The organism is Rhizobium sp. CFBP 13644, assembly GCF_014842165.1.
Classification (GTDB): Bacteria; Pseudomonadota; Alphaproteobacteria; order Rhizobiales; family Rhizobiaceae; genus Agrobacterium; species Agrobacterium tumefaciens_C.
Window position 1 is genome coordinate 110,132 of record NZ_JACYVF010000005.1, and the last position, 24,966, is coordinate 135,097.

The 24,966-nt window shown below is 56.6% G+C and carries 18 protein-coding genes; 16 read left to right on the plus strand and 2 right to left on the minus strand.

The window, feature by feature from the left end; all coding sequences use genetic code 11:
- Positions 1 to 147: 147 nt before the first annotated feature.
- The 14 genes from tssA to IFT53_RS14610 all read left to right on the plus strand — a co-directional run bounded on the left by tssA (position 148) and on the right by IFT53_RS14610 (position 18,821).
- Entirely contained in the window at positions 148 to 1,206 is a 1,059-nt protein-coding gene (gene tssA / locus IFT53_RS14545; RefSeq protein ID WP_197980261.1) for a type VI secretion system protein TssA, read from the plus strand.
- 66 nt (positions 1,207 to 1,272) lie between these two features.
- A complete protein-coding gene (gene tssB / locus IFT53_RS14550; RefSeq protein ID WP_192065660.1) occupies positions 1,273 to 1,782 on the plus strand; it encodes a type VI secretion system contractile sheath small subunit in 510 nt (169 codons plus the stop codon).
- A 93-nt stretch (positions 1,783 to 1,875) separates the two neighbouring features.
- Positions 1,876 to 3,357: a type VI secretion system contractile sheath large subunit gene (tssC, locus tag IFT53_RS14555; protein WP_192065662.1), complete on the plus strand. Its 1,482-nt coding sequence runs from the start codon at positions 1,876 to 1,878 to the stop codon at positions 3,355 to 3,357.
- A 61-nt stretch (positions 3,358 to 3,418) separates the two neighbouring features.
- Positions 3,419 to 4,813, plus strand: coding sequence for a type VI secretion system contractile sheath large subunit (tssC, locus tag IFT53_RS14560; RefSeq protein WP_192065664.1), 1,395 nt, complete (start codon positions 3,419 to 3,421; stop codon positions 4,811 to 4,813).
- Complete coding sequence (locus IFT53_RS14565; protein WP_192065665.1) at positions 4,810 to 5,634, plus strand: type VI secretion system accessory protein TagJ; 825 nt, start codon at positions 4,810 to 4,812, stop codon at positions 5,632 to 5,634. Before tssC (IFT53_RS14560) ends, IFT53_RS14565 begins: the two co-directional genes overlap by 4 nt.
- Positions 5,627 to 6,136 carry a type VI secretion system baseplate subunit TssE gene (tssE, locus tag IFT53_RS14570; RefSeq protein ID WP_192065929.1) on the plus strand — a complete coding sequence of 170 codons (510 nt, stop codon included), beginning with the start codon at positions 5,627 to 5,629 and terminating at the stop codon, positions 6,134 to 6,136. Before IFT53_RS14565 ends, tssE begins: the two co-directional genes overlap by 8 nt.
- Positions 6,129 to 7,913: a type VI secretion system baseplate subunit TssF gene (gene tssF, locus IFT53_RS14575; protein WP_192065667.1), complete on the plus strand. Its 1,785-nt coding sequence runs from the start codon at positions 6,129 to 6,131 to the stop codon at positions 7,911 to 7,913. Before tssE ends, tssF begins: the two co-directional genes overlap by 8 nt.
- A 10-nt stretch (positions 7,914 to 7,923) precedes the next feature.
- The gene (tssG, locus tag IFT53_RS14580) at positions 7,924 to 8,943 is read left to right on the plus strand and encodes a type VI secretion system baseplate subunit TssG (RefSeq protein ID WP_192065669.1); all 1,020 of its coding nucleotides are present in this window, start codon (positions 7,924 to 7,926) and stop codon (positions 8,941 to 8,943) included.
- A complete protein-coding gene (locus IFT53_RS14585) occupies positions 8,940 to 10,145 on the plus strand; it encodes an FHA domain-containing protein (protein ID WP_192065671.1) in 1,206 nt (401 codons plus the stop codon). Before tssG ends, IFT53_RS14585 begins: the two co-directional genes overlap by 4 nt.
- Complete coding sequence (gene tssK, locus IFT53_RS14590; protein WP_192065673.1) at positions 10,135 to 11,475, plus strand: type VI secretion system baseplate subunit TssK; 1,341 nt, start codon at positions 10,135 to 10,137, stop codon at positions 11,473 to 11,475. The genes IFT53_RS14585 and tssK overlap by 11 nt, the downstream gene beginning before the upstream one ends.
- Positions 11,472 to 12,983 carry a type VI secretion system protein TssL, long form gene (gene tssL, locus IFT53_RS14595; RefSeq protein ID WP_192065674.1) on the plus strand — a complete coding sequence of 504 codons (1,512 nt, stop codon included), beginning with the start codon at positions 11,472 to 11,474 and terminating at the stop codon, positions 12,981 to 12,983. Before tssK ends, tssL begins: the two co-directional genes overlap by 4 nt.
- On the plus strand, positions 12,980 to 16,456 hold the full coding sequence (gene tssM, locus IFT53_RS14600; RefSeq protein ID WP_192065676.1) for a type VI secretion system membrane subunit TssM: 3,477 nt from the start codon (positions 12,980 to 12,982) through the stop codon (positions 16,454 to 16,456). The genes tssL and tssM overlap by 4 nt, the downstream gene beginning before the upstream one ends.
- Before the next feature lie 78 nt (positions 16,457 to 16,534).
- On the plus strand, positions 16,535 to 17,968 hold the full coding sequence (gene tagF, locus IFT53_RS14605; RefSeq protein ID WP_192065678.1) for a type VI secretion system-associated protein TagF: 1,434 nt from the start codon (positions 16,535 to 16,537) through the stop codon (positions 17,966 to 17,968).
- Complete coding sequence (locus tag IFT53_RS14610; RefSeq protein WP_192065680.1) at positions 17,955 to 18,821, plus strand: protein kinase domain-containing protein; 867 nt, start codon at positions 17,955 to 17,957, stop codon at positions 18,819 to 18,821. The genes tagF and IFT53_RS14610 overlap by 14 nt, the downstream gene beginning before the upstream one ends.
- A gap of 33 nt (positions 18,822 to 18,854) precedes the next feature.
- On the opposite strand, the gene IFT53_RS14615 is transcribed toward IFT53_RS14610, so the two are convergent.
- Together IFT53_RS14615 and IFT53_RS14620 are read right to left on the minus strand one after the other, a co-directional pair.
- Positions 18,855 to 19,991, minus strand: coding sequence for a polysaccharide biosynthesis/export family protein (locus tag IFT53_RS14615; RefSeq protein ID WP_192065682.1), 1,137 nt, complete (start codon positions 19,989 to 19,991; stop codon positions 18,855 to 18,857).
- Between the two features lie 317 nt (positions 19,992 to 20,308).
- Positions 20,309 to 20,938, minus strand: coding sequence for an outer membrane protein (locus IFT53_RS14620; RefSeq protein WP_192065684.1), 630 nt, complete (start codon positions 20,936 to 20,938; stop codon positions 20,309 to 20,311).
- A gap of 398 nt (positions 20,939 to 21,336) precedes the next feature.
- Here IFT53_RS14620 and IFT53_RS14625 point away from each other — a divergent pair, with 398 nt between their 5' ends.
- Together IFT53_RS14625 and IFT53_RS14630 are read left to right on the plus strand one after the other, a co-directional pair.
- Entirely contained in the window at positions 21,337 to 22,818 is a 1,482-nt protein-coding gene (locus IFT53_RS14625; protein WP_192065686.1) for an ATPase domain-containing protein, read from the plus strand.
- Positions 22,819 to 22,975: 157 nt separating this feature from the next.
- Positions 22,976 to 24,889, plus strand: a complete 1,914-nt coding sequence (locus tag IFT53_RS14630; protein WP_342365813.1) for an ATP-binding protein — start codon at positions 22,976 to 22,978, stop codon at positions 24,887 to 24,889.
- Positions 24,890 to 24,966: the final 77 nt, after the last annotated feature.

Here is a 24,966-nt window from a genome sequence, read left to right on the forward strand (position 1 = left end):
AGCCGAAAGTTGCATTTTTATTTGGCGAGTTTAAAAAAGGGTGGTCACAATTATGCCTCATTTTCCATAAGTCTGTTCAGTGAATAACCTTACGTAACGGAAGTAACTGTCACAGAACTATCATTTTTTACGGGGGATAAACTGGCTTTGGATCTCAATGAAGACATTTCAGTTAAAGAATACCTTGGCGATTGTGGAGAAAATATTCGCTCCAACCAAAGAACTCGCGAACTATATTACAAAATTAAAGACGAAAGAAACCAAGCAAGAGCAGAAGAGCGCACTGTCTCACCACAAGAAGTTCTTCGGGTTTCTAATAAATGGATAGAGGTCAGCAATCTCGGATTGCAAATTATATATTCGGAAAGTCGCGACGTTGAAATATTAGCATGGCTTGCTGAAGCAGAACTACGCTTAAAGGGCTTTCTCGGGCTGCGTGAAGTTTACCGCGTTACATATGATATATTTTGCAACCAGTGGGAGTCGGTTCGCTCTATCAGCGACGAGGATGATGACGAAAGATTTGCACCCTTTGCCGGTTTGAACGGCATTGGAAGCGAGGGAACGCTCATTCAGCCTCTGCGCCTCAGCTCTCTCATTCCTGGCGGCAAATTCGGTGAGAACACGCTGTGGGATTTCCAGCTGGCGCAAAGGTCATCCGAAACCAAACGCAAGGAGGAGCTGTATAATGCGGCGTCCGAAGCAGGCATTGCGGCCATGTCGGCCCATCTTGCGCAGGTCAATGCGTGTCTGTCGCTGTTTGATGAGATCAGCACGATCCTGTCGCAGAAATGCGGGGCGAATGCGCCTGCCAGTTCCAACATTCGCAACGCCCTGATCGAGGTCGCAGCCGCTATCCGCGCGCTTGGCGGGCGCGACGAAATTCCTGCTGCCGTCGGCGAGATTGCACGGATAGCGGAGGATGGCGGCGCACCAGCACAGCCAGCGGTTCAGAAACCAGCGATAAAAAATCCAGAAGAAATCGCTTCACGGGACGACGCGTTTGAAACTCTTCTTACAGTTGCGCGTTATTTCCGCCGAATGGAGCCACATTCTCCAATATCGCTGGCCATTGAAACACTGGTTCGCAGGGGGCGCATGGATTTTTCAGAATTGCTCGCGGAGCTTTTACCCGAGGCGCAGGCACGCAACGCTGTGCTGACGGCTGCGGGCATCAAGCCCGGCGGCGAGAACAACGGAAAATAGTGAAACCACGGGAGCGTGTGCGCTCTCTTCAGTCAGCAATGCCCAAAAGGCATCAAGGAGGTTTGAATGGCAAGTGTGCACGAAAAGCTGGAGCGGGTTCGCAAGCCCCGCGTTCACATTAAATACGAGGTGGAAACCGAAGGCGCGATGGTGGTGAAGGAACTGCCATTCGTGGTTGGCGTTCTCGGCGATTTTTCCGGCAACCCGACGCAGCCGCTGAAGCCATTCGGCGAGCGGAAATTCGTTCAGATCGACCGCGACAATTTCGATGAAGTCATGCGCCGTATGACACCTGGTCTGAACATTGCCGTCCCCAACACGCTGCATAACGATGGCACCGATATACAGGTGAACCTAAAGTTCGAAAGCATGGACGATTTCCTTCCGGCATCGGTTGTCGACCAGGTGCCTGCGCTTAAAGCGTTGCTCGATGCGCGCAATGAATTGCGTGACCTTCTGTCGAAGGCGGACAGGTCCGAAGACCTTGAGCGGCTGTTGGAGGACATCCTTCAGAATAAGACGGATCTCGGCAAGCTCGTATCCGAACTGAAAGAGAAAAATGGCGCACCACAGTAATTCGCTGCGGTTCAACTTGTCTTTGATGGCCCCGGCGCACGGGGCTTCACCTGTTCTAGCGGCGAAAGAAGCCGCATTTGGAAGGATTGAAAAATGAGCGCTGAGAGCCTGCTGAAGAATGAGACACAGGCAACAACCGAACAGGACGGCGGTCTGCTGTCCAAGGTTGTCGCTGCCACTCGCCAGACCGAACCGGATCGCGCCCAGAATCTGCTGCGCACGCTGACTGACCAGGCGCTGAAAGGCACCGTCAAATATGACCGCAACCTGACCGTTACGTTGAACCAGGCCATTGCCGAAATCGACAAGGCCATATCCAGTCAGCTTTCGGCCATCATGCAATCCCCGGAATTCACCAAACTCGAGGGCACATGGCGCGGGCTGAACTACCTCGTCAAAAATTCCGAAACCAGCGTGAACCTCAAAATCCGCGTTCTCAACGCATCCAAGCGTGAGTTGGGACGCGATCTTGAAAAGGCTGTGGAATTTGATCAGTCACGGCTGTTCAAATCCATCTACGAAGACGAGTTCGGAACACCCGGTGGCGAGCCTATGGGTGCCATCATCGGAGATTACGAATTCGACAATTCGTTCGATGATATCCAGCTGCTCCAGGGCGCGTCATCCATTGCCGCTGCCGCCTTTGCGCCTTTCATCTCGGCTGCGAGCCCGCACATGTTCGGCTTTGACGATTACCGCGACCTGGCACGGCCGCGCGATCTAGAAAAGATCTTCGACACGGTGGAATATGCGAAATGGCGTAGTTTCCGCGAGAGCGACGACTCACGCTTCGTCACGCTGGCCCTTCCACGTGTTTTGGCGCGCATGCCCTATGGCCCGAAGACAAATCCTGTGGACGAGTTTGCCTATGATGAGACGAATGGTTCCCCGAATGGTGACCTGCCGCACGACCAGTATTGCTGGATGAACGCTTCCTACGTCATGGGAACGAAGCTGACAGACGCCTTCGCCAAATATGGCTGGTGCACGGCCATTCGCGGGGCCGAAAATGGCGGCAAGGTTGAAAACCTGCCTATGCATGTCTTCTCCAGCGATGACGGCGATCTGGATCTGAAATGCCCGACTGAAGTTGGCATTACCGACCGTCGCGATGCTGAACTTGGCAAGCTCGGCTTCCTGCCGCTGTGCCATTACAAGAACACGGATTATGCCGTCTTCTTCGGAGCGCAAACGGCCCATAAGCCGAAACTCTATGACCGCCCGGAAGCAACTGCCAATGCCGCAGTTTCCGCACGCCTACCCTATATGATGGCGACCTCTCGTTTCGCGCATTACCTGAAAGTCATGGGTCGCGACAAGATCGGCTCCTTCATGGAAGCATCCGATTGCGAAGTCTGGCTCAACCGCTGGATCTCCAACTACGTCAACGCCAATGACGAGGCGGGCGAAGAGTCGCGGGCGAAATATCCTCTGCGGGACGCAAAGGTGACCGTTCAGGAAATTCCGGGCAAGCCGGGTGCGTATAACGCAGTCGCATGGATGCGTCCGTGGTTGCAGATGGAAGAACTGACCACATCGTTGCGAATGGTTGCTCGTATTCCAACCAAGAACTGAACCAAACAGGTGATGGGGGCTTTCCCGCCCCCATCCCGGCCTTCTTGCCCGGAGCCCATTCATGCCGCCACGGTCCGTTTCGGACATTCGCAGTCAGGCCGATCAGCTCATCGCGCTGATCGACGACGCGCTGAACCGCCAGGTTAACGCTATTCTGCACCATGCCGATTTTCAGGCCATGGAAGCACGGTGGCGTGGCCTTGCCATGATCGTGCGCGAGGCGAGCCGTAGCCCTGAGGTCAAGATCAAGCTTTTGAATGCCAGCTGGCGTGAACTGGCGCGCAGCATGGAGAGAGCGACCGACTTCGACCAGAGCCATCTTTTTGAAATTGTCTACAATCGTGAATTCGGCATGCCGGGTGGAGAGCCCATCGGCCTGATGGTGGGTGATTACGCATTTTCCCCTGAGGATATTGATGGTGTAGACGGCATCACCACATTGTCGCAGATCGGCATGGTGGCTGCTGCCGCGTTCTGCCCGTTCATTGCCGGTGCCTCTCCGTCCACAATCGGATTAGAAGATTTTTCGGAACTGGCCCGCGTGCAGGATTTCTCATGGCTGAAGCAGGAGAAATCGCGCCTGCGCTGGAATGCCTTGCGCGCCCGTGATGACAGCCGCTTCATCGGCCTCGTTGCGCCGCGCATCCTGCTTCGCTCGCCCCACAAACCCTTTTCCCGCCGACGCGAAGACCCGTTTCCATTTCGCGAACACATTGGCGAAGACGGAGATACGTTGCTGTGGGGCAACCCCGCTTTCGCCTTCGCCTCAGTGGTGGTGCGCAACTTCATCGATTCAGGCTGGTTTGCCGATATTCGCGGCGTAACGCAGGATGAGATCGACGGCGGAATGCTGTCGTCCTGGCAGCTGCCACCGCTTGATCTGGGCATCGAGAGCAACGGCCTTTCCGCCCAGCCGCCGGTGGAAATGCAGCTGACCATGGGACAGGAGCAGCAATTTTCCGATCTCGGCATCGTGCCTGTCTCAACGACATATCTGTCGAGCATGGCGATTTTTAATGCCAATCAGTCCCTTCACGCCCCCGGCCACTATTCCAAGGAAAGCGCCCGTCAGAACGCGCGGCTGGCCGCCATGCTGCAATATGTGCTCTGCGCCTCGCGCTTCTCGCACTACCTCAAGGTCATCATGCGCGACGATATCGGCCAGCTCAGCGATGCCCTGACGATTGAGCGCAAATTGGAAAACTGGTTGTCGTCCTACACTTTGGGCAACGACGATGCCGAAGCTTCGCTTCGCATCCGTTATCCGCTGCGCTCAGCAGGCATCAAGGTTTACGAAATCCCCGGAAAGCCGGGGAGCTTTTCCTGCACGGTGCGGCTGCAGCCGCATTTCCAGCTGGACGACGTATCCACCAGCTTTCACCTCATCGCCGAGACAACCACGCCAACCGCATCGATTACGCGGTCTTCGCCTGAGCCACAAAGGATACAAGCATGACACTTCGCGACGACATCACCCGCCTCATCGATGCCGACCAATTACAGGAAGCGATTGCCCATGCTCGGGACCATGTGAAGAAAAACGCATCCGAGAAAGAGGGGCGCTATCTCTACATCGATCTTCTGATACTGGCGGGTGAACTTGAGAAGGCGGACGCCCAATGCAATGTGGCCTCGACCTTCTCCCCTCAGGATGCCGTCGGCTTTTCCCTTTTCCGCCAGCATTTGCGGGCCATGGCGGCGCGGGTAGCGTGGTTCGAGAAGGGTGCCGTTCCGGACTTTACACATGGACCATCCGAGCTGGACCAGCTTGCCATCAGGGCCAATATCGCTACTCGTGAAGGTCAGCTGGAAGCCGCACGCAAGGCGTTGGCCGAGCTGGATGAGAAGCGTGCCGAAATTTCCCTCACCGTAAACGAGGGCAAGGCGGGCTACATCCGCGACCTCGACGACCGTGTACCTCACGCGCTTGAAGTGCTGACCAACGGCGGAAAATATCTCTGGATCGATTATGATCGCATCGAAAGCCTCGCTATAGAACCCATGAGCCGTCCGCGTGATCTCGCCTACCGGCAGGCGGAATTGACCCTTCGCGATGGCGCTATCGCCTCAGTCCTGCTGCCTGCGCTCTACCATAGCAATGACACCAGCACATCACTGCTGCTAGCGCGCGAAACAGTCTGGGACGAGGACGCGGCGCTTGTGACTGGCAGCGGGCAACGCTGCCTGATTGTTGGCGATGATCTTGTGCCTTTCCATGAAATCTCCAGCATGTCGGCACCGGCGCATGAACAAGAAAGGCAGTCTGCCCTTGGTTGATCCGCTGGAACAGTACCGCCCCAAGCAAAGAACTTTGGCTCGCTCGGTTCTCGACCGGCTGCTGGATGACGCGCCGGATATGGAGAGCGATCCGCCGACAAGTCTTTCCGACCAAGTGCGGGAGATGCGCGAAGTCATCAGGCGCGATCTTGAGCAGCTGCTCAACACCAGGCGCAATCCGGCAGGTCCGCCCGCTGTATTGAAGGAGCTGACGGACGCGCTGGTGAGCTATGGCGTAGACGGCATTCTCTCGGCAAATCTGGTGACCGACCAATCCAAGGCAAAGCTGGCGCAGACAATCGAAAGGCGGATTTCGATGTTCGAAACGCGCCTGTCCGACGTGACGGTGACGATCGTAAAAAACCGCATTGATGGAGACCGGGCTTTGCGGATGCGGATCAACGCGACCTTCCGCCTTCATGAAGGTATGCCGCCGATCAGCTTTGAGTCCAAGATTGATCCATCGACGCAGCGTTTCCTTGTGGAGGCGGGTCATGGCTGAAGGCTTTCTCGAAAAATACAATGACGAGCTCTTTGCACTGCGAAAGCGCGCGTCTCGCTTCGCTGCCGCTTTCCCGAAGATTGCAGGCCGACTTCGGATGACCGGCGAGGTTGCCGATGATCCGCATGTCGAACGGTTGATACAAAGCTTTGCCTATTCCGCAGCCCGCGTGCGCCAAAAGCTGGATGACGAGTTTCCGGAGCTTTCCGACAGCCTCTTGGAGACGTTGTACCCGCATTATCTTGCACCGCTGCCCTCCATGAGCGTCGTGCATTTTTCGCCCAGCCCCGCGCTCGCAACCCTGCAGACCCTGCCCCGACATAGTGAAATTCTGGCAGAGCCGATTGGCGGTGAAAGCTGCCGGTTCCGCACCACACAGGACGTCCACATCGTACCTCTGGAGATCGCCTCTGCGACGCTTGCCAGCCAGCCGATCGATGCGCCCTTTTCGCCCTCATCCGCTGGAGCCGCATCGTGTCTGCGCCTTTCATTGCGAACCACCTCGCCCCGGCCCACAAGCTTTGGCGAAATGGGTCTGAATTCATTGCAGGTCTTCATTTCCTCGGCGTGGCAGCAGGCAACGGCGCTTCATGAACTGCTGACCAACCACTGCATCGGCCTTGCGCTTGCGCAGCATTCCGAAGACCGCAACGCCGTGTTTCTACCGCCGTCGAGCCTGAAGCCATCGGGCTTCTCGAAGGACGAGGCGATGCTGCCCTACCCGGCAAACAGCTTTGATGGCTACCGCCTGCTGACAGAGTTCTTCGCGCTTCCGCAAAAGTTCCTGTGTCTCGATATTGCCGGGCTCGATCAATGGGGCGGGAGCGATTGTGAGCTCTACATCTATCTTGATGCCGCCGACTCTCGCCTCGAGAGAATGGTTGCCGCGAAGGATTTCGTGCTCAACGCGTCACCCGTCATCAATCTTTTCAAGCAGAGCTGTGAGCCGTTGACGCTTGATGGCACAAGAACGGAATATCGCTTGCTGCCGGACGCAAGACGGCAGCGGACCCGCGAGATTTATGGCGTGGAAAACGTACAACTGACCACCCGTTCCGGCCAGATCGGGAAGACATCACCCTTCTTCGGTCGCACGCAACGCAGCAACGGCTCCAACGTGTTCTGGCAGACCTATCGCCGTTTTGATGATGATGACGGTTCGTCCGATACGGATATTGCGTTCATCGATCAGCAGCGTGGCCCTCTGGGGCCGCTTGATGTTGTCGCAAGCGTCGATACGCTGTGCATCAACCGCGAACTGCCAAGCCAGCTTCCGTTTGGTGGCGGGCATCCCTTTCTGCAGCTTTCGGCAGGCAACGAGGCCGTGGGCTCGATCCAGGCCTTGATGCCGCCAACGCCCGCCATCCGCATGAGTGAACGTTCGGCGCGAGAATGGCGGTTGGTCTCGCACCTGCTGCTCAATCACCTTTCGCTATTCGATAATGGTGGCGCTCCGCTGAAGGATATTCTCTCCCTTTATGCCTTCCGCGACTCGCCTGAAACGCGACAGCTGGTGGACGCGATTACATCAGTCGAAGCCCGTAATTCCCATGCGCGCATTGGCTCTGCCATGGTTCCCGGCACTGACATCACGCTCGAATTCGACCCAGCAATGATCGACAGGCCTGCGGCCTACATCTTCGCCAGTGTGCTCAACCATTTCTTCGGGCTCTACACCTCGATCAACAGCTTCACCCGCCTGACCGCGACAATGCGGGGCCACTCCGAACCTCTTGCCCGTTGGCCTGCCCGTGCGGCGGACCGACCCCTGTTGTAGGAGGAAGACGATGCAGCGTGAGATGCTCGACATTGAGAAACAGCAAGCAGAGCTTCTGGCAACGAACCCAGGTGGCTTCGAGCCTGCCACGGCATTCCGGGTTGCGCAGCATCTGGCCTCCGATGATGAGCTGACGATCGGATCGCATAACGGTGCCCGCCCTACCCCCGTTGTTATCAGCGGTTATCGCAGGAAGAATGGCACGCTCGAACTGCGCTCTGCCTTTGCCCCTATCATCGGGCCGCTGGGTTCGTTGCCGCCTAGCTATTCGGAATTGCAGCAGCGCGAGGAGCGCAATCGCTCCAAGGCGTTGACGAGCTTCTTCAACCTGTTTGCCGCCCGTTTCAGCGAACTCTTTGTTTCGGCGACCGAAAAATACCGGATGGCGCGTGGGCTGCGCTGGTCGCAAGACCGCGAAAACAATGCTTTCCGCAAGACCTTGCTGGCCCTGACAGGCTTTGGCACTGCAGGTTTGAGTGATAACGCTGGCGTCAAGGACGACGTTCTCCTTCGGTTCAGCGGCCTGTTGGCAAATCGCAATCGCAACACGACGGCGCTGACTTCGATGCTGCAGGAATTCACCGGCCTGCCTGTAACCATCGAGCAGTTCTGCAGACGCTGGGTGCCGCTGCCTGTCCACGAGCAAAGCCAGCTTGGGCAAGCCGGTGGCTTGTGTCTGGGCCAGAACGTGACAGCTGGCAGTGCCATCGAGGATTTCAGCAGCCGCTTTCGCATCGTTCTCGGCCCGGTTGGCTATGCGGATTATCTGGCGCTGACGCCCGGTTCGAAACGTCTTGCCGAAATCTTCGCCGTGGCACGCCTTTTCGTCGGCAGCGGTTTCGATTTCGATGTTCAGGTCATTTTGAAGAAAGAGGACATTCCGTTTTGCCGCCTTGGCCAGGACGCCTCCCCGGCAAGGCTTGGTTGGAACAGCTGGGCACGGGTGGCACCGGCAGGCAAGGATAGCATGGATGCAATCGTAACCGAGCGCGAAGGCTCGGCGGTCTCAAGCGTGAGGGCGCTATCATGAAACTTGTGCTGAAGGACACACAAACGAACGGCACAGCCAAGCCTAACCAATGGAGCCTCGAACACGGCAGTCGCATGATTGGGCGTTCCAGCGACAGCGACTGGCAGGTGAACGATGATGCAAGGCGAGTCTCCAAGCATCATTGCACTATTTCCCGGGATCAGGCCGGGTTCTTCATTGTCGACCAAAGCGCCAATGGCACGCAGGTCGATGGGCGGCAGCTGCTGGAGGGAGAGACGAGCCGCCTGCAAAGTGGCTCACGCATCGGCATCGGCACGCGGACTTTCGAGGTCGTGATTACCGGTGAGGCAGAGGCGGATTTTAGTGATCCCGACCAGTCACTGCGCATCAGCGACGAGACAATGACAATCTCGGCAATCCTCTCAGACATTGCCCCGAGCGGTCGTGCCTCACGCGGGCCGATCGCCGCAGGCGCTTCCAATGACGGCTGGCCTGATGCTGAACCAAGCCCATCGGGGAAGAAGACAAAGACCATCTCGCGCAATGTGGAAGTGGGCTGGGATGCCCCGCCCTCCACCAGTGGCGTTGGCACCGTGCTGCCAAATGACTGGAACGAGGAGCCGGTCGAAAGCAGCAAGCACGAACATACCGATGCAATGAACATTCCCGTACTCGTGTCCCGCCCTGCAAAGCCGAAGCCGGACGCTCAGGATTTCGACGCGATCTTCACACCGGAATCGGAAACGCAGGAAAAGGAGCCGGAGGCTTTGAACAGCGCGCCGGGTCATGACCCGGTCGATGATCTTCTGACGCAACTGGAAAGAGAAACGGCAGAATGCCTGGCCGTTCTGGATATCGACCCGGCCGACCTCGTGCATGAGACCGATGCAACGACCGACAGGGCGCGACTTGAAGGCCTCATTCGCCAGCAACGGCTCCTTGCGTCATCGCTCGAAACGCTGATCCGTACCTCCACGCTCAAGCTGGAGCCGAGGCTGATCGAAGCGAAGGCAGACGCGCAGAACGACTGGCGCACCCTGCTTGCCCGCAAGCAATGGCGGCAGATGATCAGCAGAACGGACTACTGGTCCACATTCAAAAAGCAATTCGAACAGGGTGGCCGAGCTTTATCGGTCAGGGAGTTTCTTCAACGGGCAGCGCGTGGAGACGCCGGACCTGAAGAGGCTCTCAACCCACGCCAAACAGACACCAAGGGGGTAAGCAACCAAGATGAGGCATGAAAACCGGGTCGCCTGGAGCGAGGGCATGTTCCTTCGCGTTCAACATTTTCAGCAATCCGACCGCTGGACGGAACGACTTGTGCGCAACACGACGCGCAATCTCTCGCCCTACCCTTGGGGTGTGGCAGAGATTGGCATAGACCGAAGCGCACTTGCCATCGGGCAGTTCGCCCTGTCAAATCTGCGCGGTATCCTGCCGGATGGAACGCCGTTTGAAGCCCCTGAAGATACCGACCTTCCTTTGCCGCTCGATCTGGATGAGAGCGTCAAGAATGCCATTGTGTATCTGGCGCTTCCCGCCCGCCAACCCGGCAAGGCTGACATGTCCACCGGTGGAAAAGCCGATGTCAACAGCGTGCGGATTGTTGCCACGACCTATGAGGCCACGGACGCCAATGTTGATACCGATTTCGTAGCACCCATCGAAGTTGGACGGCTAAGCCTGAAGTTCCTGAAAACCGGTGATGATCTTTCCGGCTATGACCTCATAGGTTTGGCTCGCGTTGTTGAAGTCAGGTCTGACCGCGCCGTAATCCTGGACCCAGATTTCATCCCGCCGGTGCTGAACTGCGCCGCGTCATCTCGGCTGAGCGAACTTTTGACCGAGTTGCTTGGCATCGTCAGGCACCGGGCACAGGCCATTTCGGAGCGGATCGGTGATCCGACGATCAGAGGCACGGCGGAAGTGGGGGATTACTTCCTTCTGCAGATACTCAATCGCGCCGATCCGCTGCTTGCTCACCGTTCCGCCAATGCAACGCGCTTCCACCCCATTCGCTTTTACGAGGATTGCATTCAGCTGGCCGGTGAACTTGCCACATTCACGACGGATAAAAAGCGCGCAACGGATTTTCCGCCCTATCGGCATGACGATCTGAAGACCAGTTTTGCCGCGGTATTCGATGATCTGCGCACATCGCTCTCAGCCGTTTTGGAGCAGGCCGCTGTAGCCATCGAACTGGTGGAACGCAGGCACGGCGTTCGCGTCGGAACCATTCATGATCGCACCCTCCTGCGCGACTCCGGCTTCGTTCTCGCCGTGCGAGCTGACATGTCCGCCGAGGACATTCGCCGCAAACTGCCAGCGCAGATCAAGGTCGGTCCGGTGGAGCGCATTTCAGAGCTGGTCAATGTGGCGCTTCCGGGCATCCCCGTCCGCTCTCTGCCAGTGTTGCCGCGTCAGCTCCCCTATCGTTCGGGCACCATCTATTTCGAAATCGACACCAAGTCACCTCTTTGGAAGCAGCTTGAAACCTCTGGCGCAATTGCGCTGCATCTCGCGGGTGAGTTCCCCGGCCTTGAGATGGAAATGTGGGCGTTACGCGAATGAGCAACGACAAGCCTTCTTCATGGCAGGATTTGCCGACAGTGGTGGAAATCACTGACGAAAGTCGGCTTCGAAACAAAAATGCCCGCAACATGGCTGCCATTCTGGATGACATCATCGAGACTGACATCGTGCCCCCCCGTGCGGGACGCGGCGATAGTTCGCTGCCGATCGACGCTTTGCTCTCCAATTTCCGTTTCGGCGGAGAAGAGGTGCCAACGCTGGTGCAATCGGCAGCGCCGTTGCTCAACCTCGCGCATGTGCTGCGCTTCAGCGATGTTGAGCCGGACCCCGAACATCTGCGCCGTGCCTGCATGGAGGCCATCACGCGTTACGAGCGCGACCTGGGGTCAGCCCGTATCAGCCCGGAACGCGCCAGAGCCGCTCATTACGTGGTCTGTGCGACCGTGGATGACGTTATCTTGAGCAAGCCCTGGGGCGTGCGTGCGGGATGGGCGCGCTCCGGCCTCGTTTCCACCTTCCATAATGATGTGACCGGCGGTGACCGCGTATTCGACATTCTCGACCATTTCCACCAGTCGCCGGGTGCCAACAAGGACCTTCTGCTGCTCCTCTATCTCAGCCTTTCTTTGGCGTTTGAGGGGCGCACGCGCGTTTCCGCCAAGGGAGCGCTCGAGCTTTCCCGAATTCGCGACAGCCTCTATAAAACGCTGATTGGCCAATATGGCGTGTTTGAGCGTGAACTGTCTCCACACTGGCAGGGTGTCCAAGCCCGCCACACGCCGCTGCGTACCATGGCAGCACTCTGGACGCTGCTCTCACTGATCGCACTGGCCTTTGCCTTTGGCTATCTGTTCTTCACCCTGTCTCTGAACAGCGCCTCCGACACAACCTTCGAGCGGCTGGCATCGTTGCCGCCAACGGATACGCCGAGTGTGCTGATCACAACACCGCCTTCCCCACCCGAAACACCCACAATCGCCGCGCAGCAACCGAGAGCCGAGCCACCAAGGACTGTCGAGCCGCCAAAACCGACGCGACTGGATAATCTGATGGCTTTCCTCCAGCCAGAGGTTCAAAGAAATCTGGTAACGCTGGCAAATGTGAATGGGCGCCTTCGCGTGCGCATCAACAATTCCGGCCTCTTCAATGTGGGAAGCGCCGATGTCAGCCCGCAATTTCGTGATCTGATCCAACGAATTGGCGGCGCACTTGCGGCCGACAAGTTCCGTGCGGTTGTTATCGGCTACACGGACAATGTGCCGATCAAAACCATCCAGTTTCCATCAAACTGGCACCTTTCGGAAGCTCGTGCCAAGGCGGTGGGCGATATTCTCTCCACCTTCACCGGTCCCGATGCCATCCTGACCGAGGGCCGCGCCGATAGTGACCCGATTGCCGATAACAACACGGCGGAAGGTCGCGAGAAGAACCGCAGAACTGAAATCATGGTGCTGACCAATCCCGGCGAGCAACTGAGCGAAGCGGGCATTCTTTCCCCCACAATTACAACGACAACCGGACAGCAACCAGGTGAGGCCCAGCAATGAACCCGCTGAGTTATTTTTATACGATCCGGTCATATGTCGATAGCTACGCTTCCATCATTGGTAGGCGTTTCATCTCCTTGCTGTGGGCCGTGGCGCTCTGCGTCGTCATCTGGTTTTACGGATATCTGGTCAGCTTCGGCACGTTCAAGCCATTCGGAACAACCCAAGCGCGGTTGATCGCCATCGGCATTATCCTGCTGATCTGGATCATCTACATCGCCGTCACACTTTTCCGTGCCCGCAAGCAGGACAAGGAACTCGTAGACAGCATCGAGCAGGAGGCGCTGAACAACCGGAATGCAGAGGTCGGGGAGATACAGACCCGACTGAAGGAAGCGCTTGCCCTCTTGCGCCGCGTTACAAAGAAGCGGTTCGGCTATATCTACGATCTGCCCTGGTATGTGATTTTTGGCGCGCCCGGTTCCGGCAAGACCACGGCGCTCACAAATTCCGGCCTGCAATTTCCGCTGGGTGACGCTCTGGGCGAAAGCGCTGTGAAGGGGATTGGCGGCACGCGAAACTGCAATTGGTGGTTCACGGACGAGGCAATCCTCATCGATACCGCCGGTCGCTATACAACACAGGACGATCTCGACGGCTCATCCAAGGCTGGATGGGAGGGCTTCCTCAATCTCCTTCGGCGCTATCGTCGCTCCCAGCCTATCAACGGCGCCCTCGTCACTCTATCCATCCACGACCTTCTGACGCGTGACCCGGAAGAGCAGCGGCAAGAGCTTCGCTCCATCCGGCAGCGTCTGTCGGAACTGGACGAGTATCTGCACGCCCGCGTGCCTGTTTATGTCGTGTTGACAAAGGCCGACCTTCTGGATGGCTTCATCGAATTCTTCGATGGCTTCAACAAGACGGATCGCCATCAGGTCTGGGGCACGACATTCAAGCTGGACGAAAGCTATTCTGGGCAGGACCTTCCGCAACGCTTTCTCGAAGAATTTGAACTGTTGCAGCAGCGTGTCGATGCGATGCTGATCGAACGGTTGCAACAGGAGCAGAATGCCGAGATCAGGGGGCGCATTTTCCGCTTCCCGGCAGAACTTTCCAAGCTCAAGGACAGACTGCACGAGGCACTGAGCGAGCTTTGCGCCAGTTCGCCGCTCATCGAATCGCCGTTGCTCCGGGGTGTCTACTTTGCGTCGGGCACACAGGCGGAAGCTGGCACAACAGCGCCTCGCGCCCACCGCAGTTACTTTCTCGTGCGCCTTTTCAAGGACGTCATCTTTCCGGAAGCCGCACTCGTCATGCGTGACAAGCGCCTTTCCGGCAGACAGTTGCTGGTCCGGCGCCTAGCATACGGCGTATGTACGGCTGTCGTCGCCATCGTCTTTGCTGGCTGGATCTTTACCTATTTCGCCAACACGCAGGCGCTGGCGGAAGCAGACCGCAAGCTCAACGCCTATCAGCAGCTGGTACAGGGCATTCCGGTCCGCAATGTATCCGATGCAGATTTTCTGCGCATCCTGCCCGCTCTCGACAATCTGCGCGACGTGAATTCCGGTTTTCAGAAGGATCGCGTCTGGAACGTTGGCTTCGGCCTGGATCAGGAAGAAAAGATCGCGGGACGGCAGCGGGACGCCTACCAGCGCGCGCTGAATGCACTGCTCCTGCCACGCATGATCGTGCAATTGCAAAAACAGTTGCAAGATGAGAACGATGTGACCCGCACGTTCAACTCACTTAAGCTTTACGGCATGCTGGGTGGTCTTGGTAATCTCGACCGCGATTTCATGACTGTGCAGTCGCAGGATATGTTTGCCTCACTCTATCCGGGGGATGGGCGCGCTGCTGCCCGCGATGCACTCAATCGACACGCTCGCGCTCTGGCAACTGGTGCACTTGCACCGATTGAACTTGATGCGAGGCTGATTTCTAAAGCGCGCGATACAATCCGGAATCAGGCCATAGGTGCGCGTGCCTATGATATTCTGGCCGGCCTTCCGCAGGCACGCGAGCTTGCGGAGTGGAACCCTTCTGGTGCGTTCGGTCCGCTTGGCGAACGTGCCGTGGAACGTGAAAGCAAGGCACCGCTGGTGGATGGTATCGAAGGGCTGTTTACCGCCAATGGATATCGCAGCGTCGTCATTCCACAGGTCTCCTATGCCTCTCGCGTCGCATTGTCTGAGGCCTGGGTTCGCGGGTCTGACGATGCCATTCGTGGTGCAACGGTTGAAACCGTGGCGCAGGCCGCCCTTCAGATATACTTCGACCGATTTGAAAAGCGCTGGAACGACCTTCTCACAGATGTCCGCATCAAGCCTTCGCAAAGCCTTGGTGACGCGGTGGAGACCACACGTATTCTGGCCAATGATCGCAACATTGTCATTGAAGCCGCCAGATCCATTGCCGATGCCACAGACCTGCGCCCCAATGCGGGGGCAAGTTTGACGACACTTGCCTCAACCGCAGACGGCGACAATACCGCTGCGATTTTATCTGCGACCGTCGATGCCTCCGACCCCTACGGCCCTCTGCGCGACATGCTGGCGGTGAAAGGTACAGGCAGTGCCAACCAGGAGAATGGCAGCAAGGACGCTGGTTCACCATCCGAACAGCTTCTGGCAAATATCAAAGAACTGCATGAGCAATTGGCACGCTCCTCAACCACATCAGATGAGGTGGCGAAGGTGTTCGATGTGGACAGCCAGCTGACGAAAGCCAATCAGGATCTGTTGCAAGAGGCCCGTCAGCTTCCGGCACCGCTTGATATATGGGTTGCTGGGCTTGCCGCCGATGTCGGCTCGCTAGCGGTCAAATCCGCCCGTGGCCGGATTGCCGACCTTTGGGCGGCAGAGGCAGCTTCACTTTGCTCATCCATAGTTTCTGGACGCTACCCATTTGATCGGGCATCGCCGAGAGATGTTGCGATGGCGGATTTCACGAGGCTTTTCGGCCCGACCGGCACCTTCCAGACGTTCTTCAAACAGCGCATGGAGCCATTCGTGGACAAGACGACAAACCCATGGGGTTGGAAGGGCACATTTGGCGCGACGAGCATACCGAGCGACGCCATTGCGCAGTTCGAAAATGCCGACAAGATCTTCCGCGCATTCTTTCCCAATGGAAGTGAAGTCCCAGCCGTTTCCATCAACGTAAAGCCGGTGTCGCTGTCTCAGGCATCCAGCGCGGTGATGCTGGAAATCGAAGGCGAGCGGGTCGTCTATTATCATGGTCCGGTTCAGGCGAAATCCATCACGTGGCCATCGGAGGCCAACTCCGCCAATCTTTCGCGCATCGCCTTCCAGCCAGGTGGTTGGCAGCAGGCGAAAACAGAAAACGGAGACTGGTCTCCTTTCCGCCTGCTCGATGATGCTAAAATCGATAATCAAGCCGGTGATCTGTTGCGAGCGAGGTTTGAGAATAGCGGTCAGGTGGCAGAGTTCGATATTCAATTTGGATCAGTGCTCAATCCTTTCAGGCTGGACGCGCTTGCGAAGTTTAGCTGCCCTGCTCAATTCTGAGCGACAGATGTCACCTTTAACGGAGGGGATGATGACAATGAAACTAGACCGACGCCGCAGAGCTGACTTGTCAGTCTGATGGCAAAGCAAGTCAGCACTCCCGCAAAAGCAGCGGTCGAAAGCGACCGGATTGGCTTTTTCGGGAAAATCCAGAGCCACGGAGATTTCCTCTCCGAGGGTCTGGACCGCGATCTTATCGGCGCCCTCGATGGCTGGGTACAGGCCGGAATGCACGCCTGTGCTGATGCATTCGCGTCGCGCTGGAATTCCGTATTTTCCGCATCCCCGCCATTGCGCTTCATTACCGAGCGCGGAATTTGGGGCCCCAATGCCTATGTGGGTATTCTTTTGCCCAGCCGGGACAGGGTTGGTCGTAAATATCCACTGGTCGTCTTGGCGCAGATGGCAGACTTCAACTATCACCCAAGAACGATCTATCTTGATGATACGTGGTTCATGGCCGCAGAAGCGGTGGCCGAAACATCCATGACGCAAGACTTCGACATGCAACGTTTCACCACCGCGATCAAACGGTTGCGAATGCCTAAACCGAAGGGCGAAGATGAAGATATCAGGTTTTCAGCCCGCTCCGGGGAACCGATAAGCCTGTGGTGGTACATCGACGCCGACACGCGCCGCGCCCGCGGTATGAAATTCGAAGGAAAGCCGAAGGCAACGGATTTCGTGAAGCTTTTTCGTGAGCAGATTGCCACGGACGAGGCGGCCACGGATGCAGCCCCTGCCTCAACACCGCCTCAAAAAGCGACGACCGAAACCAAATCCGCGGTCCCGCCAAAACCCGCCGCCGCGCCAACCCCACCGCAACAAGCTGCACCCGCGGCTTCACTTGTTTACAGTTATGCCACCCATCCAGGAACGCGCCTCAGCGCCAATGCGGATGCACTGTTCGTCTCAAAGAGCCCTCCTCTCTTTGCCATTGCCGACGGTGTGGGAGACAGCAATGCAGCAGTCGAGGCTGCAAGGCTGACAATGAATGCGCTAACAGACATAACCAGCACCGACCATGCTGAATTTGTCGCGCAGGATATCAAAGGCAAACTCGGCACCGTCAACAGCCTGTTGCTATCACGCCGGGTCGGCACGGAAGCACCACGCCCGATGGCAAGCGTGATTCTGGCATCTCTGGTTGAAAACACTCTGAGAGTTTTATGGTCAGGTGATGCGCGCGCCTATCTGATGCGGGATGGCACCATGCATATGCTCTCGCGCGATCACGTCAGCGTCGGCATAAGGAAGCAGCTGTCGCAATGCCTTGGGCTTTCCCAACAGTTCCGTCCAGATACACTAAGCGAAGAATGGGGCTTGCGCGACCGCCTGCTGCTTTGCAGTTTTCCGCTGATACAGGCATTGAAGGAGCGCGTGGTGGCCGAGATCTTGCAAGAAACGCGGATCGAGGATTGCGCCAATGCTCTGATACAGGAAGCGCTTATCGAGAATATCAGAGAGAATATCAGCGCGATTGTGATCGGAAACCGGCTTGAGCAACAATGACGAGGTTGCAAGACGTTTTGCCGATTTGTGGGCCGCCATCCGACGGTCCGAAACACCGGACGACATGATAGATCGTATTCGTGATGCGCTTGACCGCAAGGCGAAGGCGCTGGCTCGTCAAAATCCTGACTTTATCGAGAACAGTTTCACACTTGAGGCCGTGGTCCACGAAACGGAAACCACACAAATCCTGCGCGTCACGCATCGCGACCTCGGCACCTCATTCGCCATCAAGACGGTGCCGGAAAAAGCGCGTGATGATGCCTTTCTCGTTCAGAACCTGCGAAGAGAAGCTGAGATCGGGCTTTCCATTCGGCATCCATGCCTTCAGGAAAGCTCGGCGCTGCTGCGGCTGACGGACGGGCGGCCGGGCCTGTTGCAGCCATGGACACCTTATACGTTGGCATCTCTACTGAGCATCAGAAAACTGACGCCGCATGAGATCAACAGCACCTTGCAACGGCTTCTTGGCGCTGTGGCTGCTCTTCACGCTGCGGATTTCGTCCATGGCGATATCACGCCCACAAATCTTCTCGTTCCAGCCGGAGAACTCGACAAGGCTCGGCTTGGTGATTTCGGGATAACGTTGAAAACAGGCGAGTTCCACCATATGCACGGTATCAAGCAAGCGGGTTCACCCGCGTTTTCAGCGCCAGAGCAAATGGCGGGCGAAGCGGCACACCCGAAGCACGATATCTATTCGGTCGGAAGGCTCGCAGAGCGGATGCTGAGTGCCGTCGATGGCGAGGCGGATGAAAAGCTCATGAGATTTGTGCAACTATGCACCTCACCAGACGCATCAGAGCGCCCTCGTTCTGCTACAGATGCGGCTCTTCTTCTCAGCGGCGCGTGACGTCATATCAACGCCGCCTCGCCTCGGCAGAAATCAGTTTGAACCGCCGGGCGGCGGCGCTGCTGCGGTTGGCACGCTCTTCTGGAAGACCGTCAGCAGCTTGGCAGAATCCACCAGCGGCGCGTTGCTCGCATAGAGAACATCGCCCTTCTGCATCTGGAAGAGCTGCATCAAGGCGATGCTGGACGCATCACGCATATTGACGTGATAAATCACCGGCTTCATCGTTGATGTGAAAGCGATCGGATCTTTCGAGCCCGCAGGTGCCCGGGTCGGCACATTCACAATCTCATTGCGGAAAACATAGACATTGCGGGCGTCAGCACGGTCATCCAGCAAACCACCGGAACGGCCAACGGCCTGGGCAAGCGTCATCTTTCCAGTTTCGAACTGGAACTCGCCTGCGCTTTTAAATGCGCCCAGCGCAGTGAAGCTTGAGGCATCGCCATCGATCATGATCTGGTCGTCTGGTGACACACGAATATTCTGGCGATCTTCCCGCATGATGCGATCCAGAGAGGCGCTGGCGCGCTGGCTTCCACGAACAACAGTCACCTGCGCTGCAGCCGGCGCTACTGTTGGCCCTCCAGACTGGTTGATAACATCCAGCACCCGCTCCTGTCGGGCAGTCAGGGCAATCTTGCCTGGCGTCTTGACTGCTCCGCTCAGCATAACCGCGCTGGTCGGCTTATCGACAACTGTGACAACAGCCTGGGGATTGACTGCAGAGCCCTTGAGACCGGTCACGACCTGCGACTGCAAGCCCTCCGGTGTCGAGTCGATCACGCGCTTTTTGCCGATAAAGGGCAGATTGACGCTGCCGCTCTGATCAACCGTAAAGCGTCCGAGGTTAAGGGTCTTGCTCTGCGTCGACGAGAAAAGTCCATCCTCGCCTGTATCAAATACAGTGATGTCAATAACATCGCCGCGACGGAGCCGCTGAGAATTATAGCCAGTATTGCGCAAGGCAGTCAGGCCGGGGCCGTTCGCGGTTTCCAGCGAAGACTGCAACAATGGCGCTGCAGGCGCATCCGCCAACTCGATAACACGAATTTTTTCGTTGGTTTTGGGAAGAGTTGCTGACCGGATATTTCCGGCAGTCGGACCATCCGAGGGCTTTGCACAACCGGCCAATAAAGCCAAAAGAAGTACCGACGCAACCTTCTTCATCCGACATCCCCGCAGCAGAATCACATACACGCAGGAATAGCATCAAAGCGATTACGGACAATAACAGTGAAGCTGAAAATTGAAAAGATGAGAACGGTAACAAGCGTGCTGTTGCCTTTCAGCAACCACTTACGTAACGTAAGGCATTGAATTTTATAGTACTTGGCGATGCACAGCTCGACTGCGGAGCGCATACCCTTAAAATTCACCCCTCATTGCCGACGGATGCGGCCTGATGGCTCCGTTGCGATGTCTAAGCATATTGCTCGGCTAGGCAGCTAGAAGGCGGCGGAACTGGTCCGCCGCCTGTCTCAAAATTAGAAGCGGTAGTTCACGCCGCCTTTAACAACGTGGTCGGTCAAATCCGTGTGCGAGGTGACGCCGTTGGAGAAGGTGCGAACATCGTCTGTTGCTACATAGTTGTATTCAACCTTGGCAGATACCTGTGGCGTAAAGCGGTGCTCCGCACCTGCGCCAAGCAGGTAGCCTTCCTTCATGCCGTCAGGGCCTGTCACACCGCCGCCATCACGCAGGCTGGTGACGGTCAGACCGGCTGTGCCGTAGACCAGCGTGTCGTCGAGCTTAACACCGGCGCGAACTTTCGCGGCTGCGCGCCAGCGTTCCTTGAGGTTACCATTTGGCACTTTGGCACGGGTGTCGCCCAGATGCGTCGCTTCAACTTCACCACCAACGACGGCAGATCCGAGATCATAGTCGTAACCCGCCTGCGCGCCGAGCGCCAAGCCCTTGCCGCCCTTGAAAGGGTTGGCGCTTGGCATAGCCGCGCCGAGGTGGCCGCCGACATAGGCACCAGTCCAGGAGGTCTTGGGTTCCTCGGAATAAGCAGGCGCCGGCGCCTCGTAGGATGATAGATCTGCGGCCAACGCCGGTACTGCCGCAAAGGTTACAAGGGCTGCAGCTGCAACAGATTTCAGGGTCTTCGACATAGGTTTACTCCACACTTTGTTCTTACACTGTGACCCAAGCTGGCCACTAAATTCTAAAACACATCCTGGACTGTGCGTCTGATTGCGGTTTTGGCTAAGAATGGCACAAAGGTAAGGCACGTTCCGCAATTCCGTTAGAATTTGCCTAAAACTTTAACTGTATGGATAACAAAGGGTTAACTGGCGGACCTCGTGCCAAGCTGCCGGGCGTTCCACGAAATTACGTATCATCCGCAAACGCCTGCCGGACGCGGCGTACTGCTCATCAAAGACTGCTTATCGCCCGAATTGGAACTGAAACTGCTCCGAAATCATTTCTGTCGGAAATCATATAAATCATTTTCCTCAATATCACTGATGATGACGTCAACAATAACGTGGCCAACACAGGAATAATCATGCGAGAAATCGATAGCAAAGCGACGACGGGCGTTGAAGGACTGGATGACATTTTATCTGGAGGTCTGACACGGCGTCACGTGTTTTTGCTTGAGGGCTCTCCCGGCACCGGCAAGACGACAATATCGCTGCAGTTTCTGATTGAGGGAGCAGTGAGGGGTGAGCGCTGCCTCTATATAAGTCTTTCGGAGTCTGAACAGGAGTTGCGCGACAGTGCGGCGTCTCACAATATGGTTCTGCACGAGAACATCGAAATTTTCGAACTGGTGCCGCCGGAAAGCCTGCTCGATGCGGACCAGCAGCAGAGCCTGCTGTATTCCTCCGACCTAGAACTCGGTGAAACGACGAAGCTGATATTTGACGCCTTCGAGAGGATAAAACCTGATCGAGTGGTCATCGATAGCCTTTCGGAAATTCGATTGCTTGCCCAGAGTTCCCTACGCTATCGGCGCCAGATATTGGCACTGAAGCACTTTTTCTCGAAGTCGGGCGCGACGGTTTTACTACTGGATGACCTGACCGCTGATACTCTCGACAAAACGGTTCATAGCGTCGTGCATGGCGTTATTCACCTTGAAGAACTCTCCCCGAACTATGGTTCGGAACGTCGGCGAGTGAGGGTTTTGAAGTATCGTGGACAATCCTACCGTGGCGGCTACCATGACTTCGTCATTCGCACGGGTGGCGTCGCGGTTTTCCCGCGTCTTCGGGCTGTCGAACACAAGACGACGTTTATGCGAGATACGCTCAGCAGTGGCATTGATAGTCTCGATGGGCTCCTCGGTGGCGGCATTGATCGCGGATCGAGCACTCTCCTCATTGGGCCTGCGGGCACAGGGAAAAGCATTTTCGGCATCCAGTTCGTTGCCGCCGCCCTGGCGCGTGGGGAGAAGGCAGCGATGTTTATTTTCGATGAAGAACTAGGCCTGCTCTTCAATCGAATGAGACATATTGGCATCGATCTGGAGGCCATGCGCGACGAAGGCAGCCTCTACATCGAGCAACTTGATGCAGCCGAACTGTCTCCCGGTGAGTTTGCCCAACGCGTGAGAGAACAGGTCGCAAAATATGATGCGAAAACCGTTCTGATCGACAGTATCAACGGGTATCAGGCATCAATGCCCGAGGAAAATGCCCTTATACTGCACATGCATGAGCTGCTACAGTTCTTGAACAGGCAGGGGGCAAACACTTTTCTGACGGTTGCTCAGCACGGCCTTGTCGGCGACATGAAATCACCTGTCGACGTAACCTATCTGGCAGATACAGTCATCCTGCTTCGTTATTTCGAGGCTGTCGGCCGCGTCAGAAGGGCCGTGTCAGTGATCAAAAAACGAACCGGCATGCATGAAGACACGATCCGCGAATACAAGATCAACGAGAGCGGTTTGACGCTCGGAGAACCGATTTCGTCCTTCCAGGGCGTGCTGAGGGGTGTCCCGTTTTTGATGCCCGAAAAGTCTATCGACTCTCCAGATTAAGAAAGCTCGGAAAATTATTGATCCCGGACACTTCGCGCTCATCTATACGCCAAATGGCAGAGATGCTGACATAGCAAAATCTATCCTCGCGGAAGCGGGCATAGACTCACGATCGGTCTCCTCTTTGCCCAGCATGGTATCAGCGCTGGGCGAGGATGTGGCATTCGTCGTCGTAACAGAGGACACTTTGCGCTCCGCAGACTTGCGGGGCCTTTCTGAATGGATCGGCGCGCAAGCCGCGTGGTCCGACCTGCCCTTCATCGTTCTGACCCATCGTGGTGGAGGGCCAGATCGCAACCCGATAGCTTTGCGGCTCTCGGAGATTCTCGGCAATGTCAGCTTTCTGGAACGACCGTTCCATGTCACCACCTTCATCAGCGTCTCCAGAACCGCATACCGAAACCGTCTTCGCCAGTTCGATGCCAGAGCCAAGATCGAAGCTTTGGCAGATAGCGAATTGTGGCTTCAAACTGCGTTGAGTGCGGGCAGGCTCGGCTCGTGGCAGCTTGAACTGTCGTCGATGTGCTTTATCAGCTCTGCGGCGTGCAAGACCATCTTCGGATTTGAGGCGGATGCGGCTTGCACGTATCAGGACCTTCTAGCCAAGGCCCATCCAGACGACCGCTTGCGCGTGGAAGCTGCGGTTCACGATACCGTCGAAAATGGTAGCGAATATGCCATCGAGTACCGGATTAGCCGGCCCGATAGCTCTGTGCGTTGGGTGGAAACGAAAGCACAGCTTTATCGTGATAGGCGGGGCGTACCGAGCAAGCTGGTCGGTGTCGCGGCTGACATAACCGAGCGCAAGGAAATCGTTGAGCGACAGCGCCGCGTGAACGAAACTCTGGAGCTACGCGTAGCCGAAAGAACGGCGGAATTGCTGAAGGCCCATGAAACTGTCATGGCCGAGGTGGATCATAGGCAAAAAGCCGAAGAGCAATTGCGGCAAGCGCTGAAGATGGAGGCCATCGGCCAACTCACCGGCGGTGTGGCACATGATTTCAACAATCTGCTCATGGCGGTAATGGGAAATCTCGAACTGCTGGCAAAGCACGTCTCCGGCGATGAGAAAGCCACCCGGCTTATCGATGGTGCGCTGAAGGGTGCAAAGCGTGGCGCGTCGCTGACGCAGCGGCTTCTGGCGTTTGCCCGCAGGCAGGACCTGCAGGTCAAACCGGTCGATATGCCCAAGCTTGTTGAGGACATGGATGAATTGCTCCGTCGGTCCGCCGGCTCGCGTATTTCGCTTGAGCGCGCGATTGATGCGGATCTGCGTTTTGCTTTGGGCGATGCGAACCAGATCGAGCTCGCTCTCCTCAATCTCGTCGTGAATGCGCGAGACGCCACTCCTGATAGCGGCACCGTGACGATCAGCCTGCGCGAAGACAACATTGAGCACTCGACGCCAGAGCTTTCTGCAGGAGACTATATCGTTCTCTCCGTTGCAGATACAGGCGTTGGCATGGACGCAGAAACCTTGAAAAAGGCGATTGATCCTTTCTTCTCGACCAAGGAGCTTGGTAAGGGCACCGGCCTTGGCCTTTCCATGATCCACGGACTGGCGTTGCAACTAAAAGGCGCACTCATTCTGCAAAGCACGAAGGGAAAAGGCACCACAGCTGAGCTATGGGTGCCGGTCTATGCCGATGATGCGGGCTGCCCCGCGGAACCAGCCGCGCCCGCGCAAGCAAACAACTCCCCTGTCGACAGATCATTGAGGATTCTGATGGTGGACGACGATCCGCTGATTGCCATGAGCTCGGTCGACATGCTGGAAGATCTTGGACATGAAGTCGTTGAGGCAAATTCCGGGAAACAGGCGCTTGAATTGCTGGCCAGCGACCGCCCCTTCGATCTGCTGGTGACGGATTTTTCGATGCCGGGCATGAATGGTGCAGAGCTATCCCGCAGGGCGCGAGAGTTGATCCCCAATCTTCCAATCCTTATCGCAACTGGTTATGCCGACCTGCCGGAAGGCACGGATCTGGAAATCAGCAGACTGGGTAAACCCTACACGCAGGATCAGCTTGCAAGCGAGATATCGAAGGTGATTGCTTCCCACCCTATATAAGAGACTGCCAAAACATCAGACAAATAATGAATTGATTGGCAAATTGGTTAAATCATCATATGTATGTGATGATATCG